Source organism: Novosphingobium sediminicola (assembly GCF_014196525.1).
GTDB lineage: Bacteria > Pseudomonadota > Alphaproteobacteria > Sphingomonadales > Sphingomonadaceae > Novosphingobium > Novosphingobium sediminicola.
This window is the reverse complement of sequence record NZ_JACIDX010000031.1, coordinates 17,924-28,560: the sequence shown is the minus strand read 5'-3', so window position 1 is coordinate 28,560 and position 10,637 is coordinate 17,924. Positions and strand designations below refer to the sequence as shown.

At 59.2% G+C, this 10,637-nt stretch carries 9 protein-coding genes; 3 read left to right on the top strand and 6 right to left on the bottom strand.

From position 1 onward, the window contains the following. Nucleotides 1–262 (top strand): transposase (locus tag GGR38_RS23115; protein WP_183629274.1); only part of this gene is annotated, 262 nt, incomplete at its 5' end. Nucleotides 263–672: 410 nt separating this feature from the next. Here GGR38_RS23115 and GGR38_RS23110 read toward each other — a convergent pair. Genes GGR38_RS23110 through GGR38_RS23095 form a run of 4 tightly spaced genes read right to left on the bottom strand, consistent with a single transcriptional unit; the run spans nucleotide 673 to nucleotide 6,611 of the window. Beyond that, the gene (locus tag GGR38_RS23110) at nucleotides 673–1,194 is read right to left on the bottom strand and encodes a lytic transglycosylase domain-containing protein (RefSeq protein ID WP_183629272.1); all 522 of its coding nucleotides are present in this window, start codon (nucleotides 1,192–1,194) and stop codon (nucleotides 673–675) included. Between the two features lie 37 nt (nucleotides 1,195–1,231). After that, a complete protein-coding gene (mobF, locus tag GGR38_RS23105; RefSeq protein ID WP_183629270.1) occupies nucleotides 1,232–4,189 on the bottom strand; it encodes a MobF family relaxase in 2,958 nt (985 codons plus the stop codon). Continuing rightward, nucleotides 4,186–6,315, bottom strand: a complete 2,130-nt coding sequence (locus GGR38_RS23100) for a type IV secretion system DNA-binding domain-containing protein (RefSeq protein WP_183629268.1) — start codon at nucleotides 6,313–6,315, stop codon at nucleotides 4,186–4,188. Before GGR38_RS23100 ends, mobF begins: the two co-directional genes overlap by 4 nt. Next, complete coding sequence (locus GGR38_RS23095; RefSeq protein ID WP_183629266.1) at nucleotides 6,312–6,611, bottom strand: CopG family transcriptional regulator; 300 nt, start codon at nucleotides 6,609–6,611, stop codon at nucleotides 6,312–6,314. Before GGR38_RS23095 ends, GGR38_RS23100 begins: the two co-directional genes overlap by 4 nt. Nucleotides 6,612–7,219: 608 nt before the next feature. On the opposite strand from GGR38_RS23095, the gene GGR38_RS23090 reads away from it, so the two are divergent. Continuing rightward, nucleotides 7,220–8,137, top strand: coding sequence for a HEPN domain-containing protein (locus GGR38_RS23090; RefSeq protein ID WP_183629264.1), 918 nt, complete (start codon nucleotides 7,220–7,222; stop codon nucleotides 8,135–8,137). Between the two features lie 127 nt (nucleotides 8,138–8,264). On the opposite strand, the gene GGR38_RS23085 is transcribed toward GGR38_RS23090, so the two are convergent. Then, nucleotides 8,265–8,468, bottom strand: a complete 204-nt coding sequence (locus GGR38_RS23085; protein ID WP_183629262.1) for a hypothetical protein — start codon at nucleotides 8,466–8,468, stop codon at nucleotides 8,265–8,267. A gap of 87 nt (nucleotides 8,469–8,555) precedes the next feature. After that, the gene (locus tag GGR38_RS23080; protein ID WP_183629260.1) at nucleotides 8,556–8,885 is read right to left on the bottom strand and encodes a single-stranded DNA-binding protein; all 330 of its coding nucleotides are present in this window, start codon (nucleotides 8,883–8,885) and stop codon (nucleotides 8,556–8,558) included. A 585-nt stretch (nucleotides 8,886–9,470) separates the two neighbouring features. On the opposite strand from GGR38_RS23080, the gene GGR38_RS23075 reads away from it, so the two are divergent. Continuing rightward, complete coding sequence (locus GGR38_RS23075) at nucleotides 9,471–10,637, top strand: nucleotide sugar dehydrogenase (RefSeq protein WP_183629258.1); 1,167 nt, start codon at nucleotides 9,471–9,473, stop codon at nucleotides 10,635–10,637.

The window sequence follows — 10,637 nt, the reverse complement described above, 5'->3', positions numbered from 1 at the left end:
CTGCCGCTCAGCCAATGCCAACCAGATGCGACTGATCCTGCATACCGCCGCCTACTGGCTGATGTGGCGCCTCCGGCAAGCCATCCCGAAAACCACCACGCTCGCCACCGCCGAGTTCGCGACCCTACGCCTGCGGCTTCTCAAGGTCGCGGCCCGCGTTATCGAAACAGCATCCCGGATCCGCGTGGCCTTCGCCTCGGCGTGTCCGGATGCCAACGCCTTCCGGGCCATCGCCGCGGCCTTCAAGCCTGCCCCGACATAGCCAGAGCGGCTGTGCCGCTGAACGTCCACCCCGTCGCACTCAACCTCGCAGACCATCAATCTCCTGCGGTGCAACAGACGCTGCGATGACGCGCGACCCGCTCACGCTGCCAGGGCCCGAAGCCGTCAAAATTGACCAGATGCCGAACCCCCGTGAATAAGGGGGGCTAGGAGAGCGACGACGCACACATACCGAACACTTGTAGAGCTCCATCTGCGGGATGACCGGCAAGGAGACGTCGGTCAGGGAAGTGCCGCTGGACGCCTTGGCGATAAACGCCGTTTTCGAGATCGGCACCCTGACCTTTCCGACCGCATCATGTGACGGCCAAGCGTCGACCACGGACAAAAGCATGATCCCCAAGCCGATCTATCTTGCACCAAAGCATCCAATGACAGAAGCCGTCCACCTTATCTCTGCCGCTGAACTGCCCCCCGAAAGAGTCTTGCTCCAAATCTGCGTCGCAAATGAACAGCGAAACTGACCGTATAGCGCTGTTGCCGCCGGGCGGTCGGACTGTGATAGGTTCCCACTGCTTTCCAATAATCACGGGTTTGACTGAGCGCCGAGAGAAAGATCCAGCGCGCCACTTCCGTGTTAAAGCAGGGATCGTAGATCAGCCAGCTACGAACCCGAGTTTCTGGACGCCTCATTATCCGGGCCAATCGCGGCACCCAGCTTGAATTGACCTGCATCACTCCCAGATCATGCGTTCCATTTGTGTTAGCAACCTCGGCGCCGCCGCCCCCTGCCTCCTGATCGCGCAATCCCCACAAGGTCTTTTCCAACCAGGCACTGCCCTGTGCCGCCTGCCTGATGCAGCGCGCAATTTCGGGTTCCTCACGGATTAATGGTGCAGCGGTTGCTTGCCCTGAAATAGACGCTGCACTCAAGCAGACAGCAATCCACGTCATCTGCCAATTTACTTTCATTGGGCAGTTCCTTCCAAATTGATCGAATACAACCCTTTCATCGTCCCCGCTCAGCCCCGAGCTCCGGCTCTGAGGGCCTGACTACGAGCTGAGTACGAACCTGCACTTCAAGCTCGGTCTCATGGCTTCTGGATGGTGCTCGCTCCAGAATGGCCCGAAGAACATCGTCCATCCGCACGGTCAGAGGCAGCAACCTCGCGACACACTCAGCCAAGAAAACAGATGGATGTGCACGATTAAGATGCCGCTCGATCTGCTGATCATGCAGTTCATGTCGCAATCGATCCTGCTGCTCGCGCGCGGCGCGTAGAGCATCGGGATAACGGGCCGCAACAGCCTTCGCGCCGTCCCTTTCAAGCCTGCCCAGACCTTCCAGCGCCGAAGTCTTCTCGCCCGAATTCCGCGTCAGCCTCTCGCTCAGCTGCCGGACATCCTCAGTCCAAAGCTTAGCCCCAAAGCGGGCACGGGTAATGGCCGTGTAATAGTTCTGTCCGTTGACCATCCCCGAACGGACCGGCGCCAGCACATAGACCCGATCATAGGTCTTCGACTGGGCCGAATAGACTGTTTCGGCATAACCGTGATCCCAGGTGCGGAAGCGCGAAAGATCGACCTGCTGAACCCTGCTCCCCCGATCCCACCGGATAGTCGCCACAGTACCATCAATTTTTTCGACTGTCCCGCGCTCGGCGTTTTTCAGATCGAGTTCTTTCGTCGCAAGGCGCCACTGGATCCGATCCCCCGCCGCCAATGATCTGTCCTCAGGCCTGGCGAACACATTGACCTGCCGCGCCGAACCCAGTCGCGGATCCCAGCGCAACAGGCGTCCATGCTCATCAACTAGCCGGACAATCTGGCGCCCGTTCCCATCCCGCCCGATGCCTACGACGCGATATTCCTGACCTTGGACAAGCTCCTGCCCGGGGTGGTCGCGGGCAAAACTCACCACCTGCCCGCCCGAATAAAAGCGGGCATTGTGCTTCTGCTCATCGCTCATCCCGGCAGGAGAAAGCACCTCAAGCCTGGTATCCTGCGCCGCGACACTACCCTCGCGCTTGAGCACCTCGCGGATCTGATGATTGACGGCAATGCGCGTGGCATTGTCGAGCACAAGGATATTGGTGCCACGCCGACTTTGAGGCCCGAGCCGCGTCCATTCCGAGACCAGCCCCTTCGCCAGAGCTTCGGTATCGGCGCCACTTACAATCTTGTCGAGCGCGGCAAGCGAAGCAGCATAGTCCGCCTTTCGCGCGGCCGCGACCGCCGTATGCATGGCCCTGGTCTCCTGCCGCACCGCCTCCATCAATTGGGCGGTGGGAAGGCCAAGGCGCTGGAGCAGCCAGAAGGCCTTGCCCTGTTCAATCGCCCCAGTCTGCCGATTGTCGCCCAGAAACAGCACACGCGCTCCGGTTTCGCGGCTGATTTCGAGGATGCGCTGCGCCTGACGATTGCCCAATTGCCCCGCCTCATCGATCACCAACACATGAGATTGGGTGATGCCGCTTCCGCCGCTTGCCATCATGCTCGCTACCGTGCGGGAGGGGATGCCTGCCTTTTCCCCGAGTTCGGCGGCCGCCGAAGATGTCGGTGCCAGTGCGACCACCCTTGTGCCGGGATCGGCCGCCTCGACCAGTACCCTGACCAGTGTCGATTTGCCCGAGCCGGCGACACCATGCAGCCCGGTAAGTCGATCGCGCGAGGTGGCGATTTCCACCAGCGCGCGCTCCTGCGCAGGATTGAGGCCCGCATGTTCGAGGCGCGCCAGCAGGCGATCCGCGGAAGCCATCGGCCGCGCATCATCGATCGCCAGTGCCAGATGGCGAGCGAAAGTCTGCTCCATACGCGCCGTCGCTTTTGTGGTGCGTCCGCGTATGTGCACCTGATCGCTGGTGGGCTGACGCGTGGCCAGTAACTTGCGCCGCTCTTCATGTTCATCGGCCAGCGGTCGGATATCGGCCAGGCGAACCTCCCCGACATGGCTGGCAAGTCCCAAACGCAGCATCTGCCCCAGATTGTTGACAGCCTCGCGGGTTTCGGCCTGACGGATACCGAACAGCATCGCTCTTGCTGCTGTGGCCTTGTCACCCGGCAGGGAGCGCTCCCCGACCTTGTCTGCATCGACCCTTATTTGTTCAATTTTGTCGGCATAGGGACGGCTTCGCGTGACCCAGCGATCATGCAACCCGCCAAGATCGATCTTCTCCTTCTTCGGTCGGGTTGCATAGAAAGACTGCCGCCGCGCCTCCTGCCCACGCAGCCCATGTTCGCCGGCATGGGCATTAATATCCTCAGCGCGCCGCGAGAAACTTGTTGCCAGCTCCCTGGGAAAACCGCGGATCTCGAACAGGCCGCTGCGGGGATCACTCTCGATCTGATATCCCAGTTCGCGCAGGCGATGCGCCAGATCGTTGCGATAGACCTGCCCCGCCGTCATCTGCTCGGCAAACATGGCCCTGCTTTCCAGGCTGGCCATCGGATCGCCGGGTGCCTGATTGGTCATATTGAGCACGACCACATGGGTGTGAAGATGAGGATCAAGCTCGCGGCTTGCATGCTCTGTAAAGCGGGCAAAGAGCAAACGGCCGGTGGTTATATGCCGGATCTCTCCATCGTCGCGGCGGCGCAGGCCGGCATGCTCTTCAAGATAGGCGATGGCGCTGCCGACCGCCTGTTCGTGCGCGGCAACAATACGCTCGTCGCCCACAACCAGCGCCATGACTGAAACGGATTTGGGAGCACTGACGGCGAAGTCCCAGCCGGGATGGTGCTGAACTTCGCCTTCTTTCTTATATCGTCCCAACTGCTGTCCAGCAACCTCTCCAGTCAGGAGGGCCTTAAATATTTCAGGATCGACTGTACCTTCAAGGCCGAGGTCTTTAGCGATCTCTCCTCCCCACAACGAATGCTCACCCCCATCCTTGGTATAATAGTCTCCCACAGTATAATAGCGGGCGATATTAGCCGGTTTTCCGGTGAGTCGGACAGGATGAATCATGCCGGCCTCGCCTTTTTGCGCGGCCCGCCAACTTCGCCATGCTGGACCAGATTCGATGCGATTGTGCCTTGCCGCGCCAACAGCAGATCGCAGGCATCCCGAGGCGGCAGCGGGAGATTTTCCGGAGGGCAGTCGATGATATCCTCAAATCCAATCGGCCGCACATCGGAACCCGCGAAAAAATCTTGTGTGCCTCGGGATTCACCAGTGGCACCTCCGGCCTTTCGCATTTTGGGATCAGCGGGCCTTCCCTTTACATCAGACGCCGTCGGCTCGCTTGGCTGGGTCGTTTGATGTTGTTCGATCCGCACATTATTGTGCTGCGGCATGCCCTTCCCCACCGCTTCGCGAAGACGCGCTTCGGCTCCTGCCAGCCTGATCAACTCCGCGGCCATAGGATGCGGAGCGGGCGCTTCCTTACGTTCGACAAAGCCGGATACGAGATCCGGCATCCGGTTGTAGCTATCGACAAACTGTACCACCGGCAGGCTGCGGCCGAAGCGCAGATAGCCCTTAAGGTTGGGCAATTGATGCATCTGGGTCGACATCACCAGCGGCCGGGTCACCTGCATGCGCGACAGATTGATCCCGTCACGCATATCATTGACCCCGTAGCTCATCCCCTCATTGGCCTCGATCTGCTCGACCTGCCCCAGATTCTCCGACACATGTTTGGCGGTGTCGGTATCGTTCGCCCGCAGAGCCACCCATGTCGAGCAATAGCCGGTGATGGCAGCAGCCTCCTGCCGCCCATAGGTGGCCTCGAGTTGGGGATAGGACTGGAATCCCAGGACACCGCAGCCGCCATATTTGCGCGCCCGGGCAAGGAAGTCGGAGAGCGAGGGGAGTTTCTGCAACGTCGGCAATTCATCAATGATGCAGTAGAGCCGCCGGTCACGATCGGGCTTCAGGCTCATGATAGCGCTGATCGCGATATCGAGCCAGACGGTGATCAGCGGGCGCAGCGAAGGAAGCTGATCGGCTTTCACCGTGATGAAGAGCCAGCTGCCCTCCCTGCCCTTTTCAACCCAGTCACGGATCGAGAATGCATCCTCGGTATCGTCGAGATAGGCAAAGCTGCGCATCACCGAAGCGAGTTCAGCCTGAATGCCTGCCGAGGTCCGCTCCCCCTCGGTGGAGATAAAGGCCGCAGCATCGGTATCGGCCACGAAGGCGGCCAGATCCTTCAGCTTCGAGCGGAGCAATCGGAACAGCAGCACCGAGATGAAGGTGTGCTTCTGCCGCGCCAGCTTGCGCAGCACCGCCACCAGCGTACCGCGCGATGCCTTCGCCCAGAAGGGATCGCCATGGGGTTCAGGGATCGTCGATTCCGCGATCTGGTCATACTGATATTCCTGCGGCACATCGACCCAGGGCGACCAGTGCGCACTGCGCGCGTCGAGCGGATTGAGCAGTGTGTCGATGCCTGGACGGTAGAACTTTTCGACGAAAGTGCCGGCCGTATCATAGACGATGGCACGCTTGCCCTCGGCCCGGATCCCGGCGAGCATCTTGACGATGATATTGGTCTTGCCCGTCCCCGGCGCGCCGCAGATCAGCAGGTGCTCGGTTTCAAAGTCGGAGGGCATGGGGACGCCGCCGATGCGCAGCGGTCCCTTCCGCTCGCCCCGCAGCGCGCGCCGGATCTGCCGGATGGTCCCGAAATGCGCGCCGCGCAGATATTCGTTGGAACCAAGCCCCTTGCCCGTCCGGGTAAAATAGAACCACGCATAGGCCAGCGCACAAAGCGTGAAGAGCCCGGCGATCAGGGCACCATGCAGCAGATAGATCTCGAAATTGTGGAGCGTGTTTTTGGCCAGCGGCGAGGCTATCAGCCAGTCGGCTGAGGTGCGATAGGTGGTGCCGTCGGGCGTGTGAAACAGCACCGGAGCATTGGTGCCGGCCGCCGCATCGACCTTGATCGCGGCCTCGGCCAGTTTGACCAACACATAGCGTTCATAGTCAGAGGATTTTTCGAGCGCATACCACACTGTGCCCATCGCCCAGAGTGCAAAGCCCGCCAGCAAAGTCTGATAAAAAACCTGCGTCGTCATCCGCAGATTATGGACGATAGCCTGCCCGCCCCTGGTCCATGAGCCGACCGTATCGTTGCGAAAGATGCTCATGACCCGCTCCTTTCCGGAAGCAAGCCCCGCTCGGCCAAAAGCTCCCTCGCCTCGGCCGTGCCGGCTTCCAGCGCTTTGGGTGATTGCTGGCCTACGAAGGTAGCAAGAATCGTCAGCGTCTGGATCGAGGCCGAGAGGATCTCGTCATTGGAAGAATAGATGTAGCGGTTCTGGGGATCCGCCGCCTGCGCCAGGATATTTCGGCAGAAGGTAGCCAGAGGCAAGCCGGCACCATGGGCGCGACGCCCAAGACGAGCGTAAAGGTCTTCGTCGAGACGAATAGTCAATTTTGTCATACAGAAACTCCGTTGAACAGAGCTTCTGCCTGAGGTCGTAAGCTTTGCGAATATAAGCGAATCCGGTACGGACTTCAATGCTGCAATGGGACAATTCAGTCCATTTTGCTCGATGCATCACGCCACGCCGCCTGCTGCATGATGGGAGTCATGACACCCAGAACAGGCCGGATATTTATCAATAATTTATCATGGATAAAGTTGGACTTGGGTGCCGTGACTCCCGGATTTTCGGAATTTTGGGAGTCACGGCAGTCAGGCATAAAAATATGATATGTATCGAAAAAAGCCTCGCAGCACCCGTGCGTACGGTGCATTACACTTACGCCCTCTTCGGGCGTGCGTCCGGCCCTTCGCATGAGCCAGCGAATGCGCCCGCAAAACCAGTTCTGGCGGTGGGCAAATCACGGGTTTTATGGAATGATTCACGGATGATGTGATCGATCACTTTGGGCGGCTGTGGCGGCAGCAAAGCCGGTAACAAAGCGTCGCGGGGAAAACCACCGTGTGCCCCCAAAGTTGAACGGGCTATGGCATCGGGCAGGCTCTTTCCCGTCATCGGCCAATTCAGTTGCGCAGGGCCCGCAAGATGTTGTTAGGATGAGGTGATGAAAACCGATCTCGATCATCTGCCGGCCCACAAGCAGCGCGAAATCGACCGCGTGGTGCAACTGCTGTTCGAGGAATTTGACGGCGCGCATGTGGAGGCGACCGGCAGGCGCAAAACGGGGAAGATCGTCAAGATTCTTCTATATGGCAGTCATGCGCGCGGCGGCTGGGTTGATGAGCCTCATACCGCCAAGGGCTATCGCTCCGACTTCGACCTGCTGATTATCGTCAGCCAGAAGGAACTGGCTGACCGGGCCGCCTACTGGACCCGCGCGGATGAACGCCTGATCGAGGAGATGATCGCGGGGCGGTTGCGAACCCCGGTCAATTTCATCGTGCATTCGCTTCAGCAGGTGAACGACGGTCTCGCCCATGGGCGGTTCTTCTTCATGGACATCGCCAACGAAGGCATCGCGATCTACGAGTCTGATGACCGTGAGTTGGCAAGGCCGATGCCAAGAACACCGCAGGCCAATCTCGATATGGCACGGGAGTATTTTGAGGAGTGGCATCCCAGCGCAATGCGGGCGTTCGTCAATTTTAGGGATGATCTGCACCGAGAGTGGTTCAAGGACGCGGCTTTCATGCTGCATCAAACGACTGAACGTCTTTACAACTGCGTCTTGCTGGTCAGCACCTTCTACAGCCCACACAACCACAACATCATCTTCCTGCGCACCCAAGCTGAGCGACTGGACCTTCGGCTGGTCGAAGCATGGCCTCGGGAATTGCGCAAGGACCGCGCCCTGTTCGAGAAGCTGAAGGACGCTTACGTCAAGGCGCGATTTTCAAAACATTACCGGATCACCGCCGAGGAACTGGCATGGCTGGGGGAACGGGTCGAGGAACTTGGGCGCATTGTCCATACCATCTGCACCGAACGGCTCGCCGCGCTGGAAGCGGCTGTGCAGGGGTAATAGCCCTTTGGCCGCCCCCCCTGCAACCGGACAAACTTCGCGCGCTGCGCCGCTCTACGGGGCGCCACACAGACCTCCATACCCCATGCCGCGTATGCCTTCCGCGCCGATGCCGACCTCTTTGCGGTCAGGGCTCGCCCAACCCCTCGGTGATCTTGCCCAGAGCCCCCGCCGGAGCGGTTTCCACCTCACGAATACTCCCCCCGTGCCTGAAGGCGATGGCTTCGAGGCTGAAGCCATCGGTGGCGTTGAGCAGATAGGCAATGCGCTGCACCATGGTCAGGCGATCCAGCGCGGCGATCAGATGCCTGTTGGCGGACCTGTTGTTCATGACCCTGTCTCCGGGATAGGAGGGCGGCCCGCCTTCCTTTAAACTGCGCGATTTCGAGGAAATCGCGGCGGGGCCGCCCGTTGAGGGTCAGAGGAACTCGATCTCGTCAGCAACGATCTCGGTATTGTAATAGGTGCGTCCGTCCTTCTCATTGCGGGAATACCGGATCTCGCCTGTGATGATGAGTTTGTCGCCCTTCTTCTTGTGGTTGGCGATCGATTTGCCGAGGCCGTTGAAAGCCTTGATGGTGTGGAACTGGTCGTAAGTCTCGGTGTAGCCATCTTCGCCTTTGACGACCTGGCCGTCCTTGATGACGGGCCTGCTGGTGACGAGGGTGAAACTGACGCCGCCCTTGCTGTCCGTGCCGAAGCGGCTGATCTCGGAAGTGATGCGGCCGGAAAGGAAAACCTTGTTCATATGCTGTCTCCAGATCTTCCCGGTGAGCCGTTCCCGCCGGGATGACCTGAAGCGCAGCCTGCGATTGAGGGGGCGACGCACCGGAGGCGCAGCCGCAGGGAAACCTCCATTTTTACGAGTGGTGCGGGCGCCGGCCGAAGGCCGGTAACACGGTCGGACAAATGGGGGTTGCGACGCTCCCGCGCGGGCGTAGTGGTCATTCCTCAACCGGCGGGATGGGTTACCGGGGAGGTCTGGAGACAGGTCAGCTCAAAGTTGGATGGCATCGCGCCGCATGTTCCCGATCGCGAAGGATAGACGGGCTAGTGGAAGGCTGTGCGGCAGTTCCCTCCCCCCTTGATCCGACAAGGCTGATGAGCCGCCTCACCAATGACTTCGCACAGGCGAATAACTGACCGCATCACCCGAGATATGTTGATGTGCAGTTGCAGCATAAAGCCATTGACTGTCCCGGCAGCAAGCGCGAATAGAGAGTGCATGTCATAGTTTTTCAGGCGACCGCCTGCCCTGTTTTAAGGGCATGGACCGTCAAACCCGCTTTGCCCTTTCTTGCAGAAGGGGCGACCATCGCGTGAGTATCCCCGAATGAAAATCGCTGTTTTTGGCCTTGGTTACGTCGGTCTCTCAAATGCCGTCCTGCTCGCGCAGCATAATGAAGTCGTCGCAGTCGATATCTCTGCCGATCGCGTTGCGATGCTCAATGCCCGTCATTCGCCGATTGCGGATACCGAACTTGAAGAATTCCTGGCCAATCGGCAGCTTAACCTGCGAGCGACCCTTGATCCTCGCGAAGCGCTTGCCGACGCGGATTTTGTCATTGTCGCCACGCCAACCAATTATGATGTCGATACCAATAAGTTCGACACCTCATCGGTTGAAGCGGTGATCAGCACGGCAATCGACAACAATGCCAAGGCAACGATCGTGGTCAAATCCACTGTTCCTGTCGGTTTTATCGGGAGCGTCCGTGAGCGTTTTGATACGCAGCAGGTTATCTTCAGCCCTGAATTTCTGCGCGAAGGCAGGGCCCTCTATGATAACCTGCATCCTTCCCGCATCATTGTTGGAGAGCGTTCCGAGCGGGCACAGATCTTTGCCGATCTGCTGCTGCAGGGTGCCGTGAAGAAAGACGTCGAGGTTCTTTTCACCGATGCCGATGAGGCAGAAGCGATCAAATTATTCGCCAACACTTACCTTGCCATGCGCGTCGCGTTTTTTAACGAGCTGGACAGCTATGCGATGGCCGGCGGGATGGACACCGGTCAGATTATTGCCGGCATATGCCTCGACCCTCGCATCGGGCACCATTACAACAACCCCAGCTTTGGTTATGGGGGCTATTGCCTGCCCAAGGATACCAGGCAACTGCTGGCCAATTACTCCCAGGTCCCGCAGAACCTCATTCGGGCCATTGTCGATGCCAATCATACCCGCAAAGACTTTCTGGCTGACCGGATCATTGCCGGAAAACCTCGAAAGGTTGGCGTTTTCCGGCTGGTCATGAAGGCCGGATCGGACAATTTCCGGCAATCTTCGATCCAGGGGATCATGAAGCGCATCAAGGCCAAAGGCATTCAGGTCGTGGTCTACGAACCGACCATAACCCAGGACGAGTTCTTTGGTTCCCCAATCGTGCGCGATCTCGAGGCCTTCAAACAGGATTGCGACGTCATTATTGCCAATCGCATGACGAGCGCGATCAGCGATGTGAAAGACAAGGTGTTCACGCGCGATCTGTTCGGTTCTGATTGA

Coding starts and splice junctions, on each gene's coding strand:
- GGR38_RS23110 (WP_183629272.1), bottom strand. CDS start 1,194: ATGAAAGTAAATTGGCAGATGACGTGGATTGCTGTCTGCTTGAGTGCA.
- mobF (WP_183629270.1), bottom strand. CDS start 4,189: ATGATTCATCCTGTCCGACTCACCGGAAAACCGGCTAATATCGCCCGC.
- GGR38_RS23100 (WP_183629268.1), bottom strand. CDS start 6,315: ATGAGCATCTTTCGCAACGATACGGTCGGCTCATGGACCAGGGGCGGG.
- GGR38_RS23095 (WP_183629266.1), bottom strand. CDS start 6,611: ATGACAAAATTGACTATTCGTCTCGACGAAGACCTTTACGCTCGTCTT.
- GGR38_RS23090 (WP_183629264.1), top strand. CDS start 7,220: ATGAAAACCGATCTCGATCATCTGCCGGCCCACAAGCAGCGCGAAATC.
- GGR38_RS23085 (WP_183629262.1), bottom strand. CDS start 8,468: ATGAACAACAGGTCCGCCAACAGGCATCTGATCGCCGCGCTGGATCGC.
- GGR38_RS23080 (WP_183629260.1), bottom strand. CDS start 8,885: ATGAACAAGGTTTTCCTTTCCGGCCGCATCACTTCCGAGATCAGCCGC.
- GGR38_RS23075 (WP_183629258.1), top strand. CDS start 9,471: ATGAAAATCGCTGTTTTTGGCCTTGGTTACGTCGGTCTCTCAAATGCC.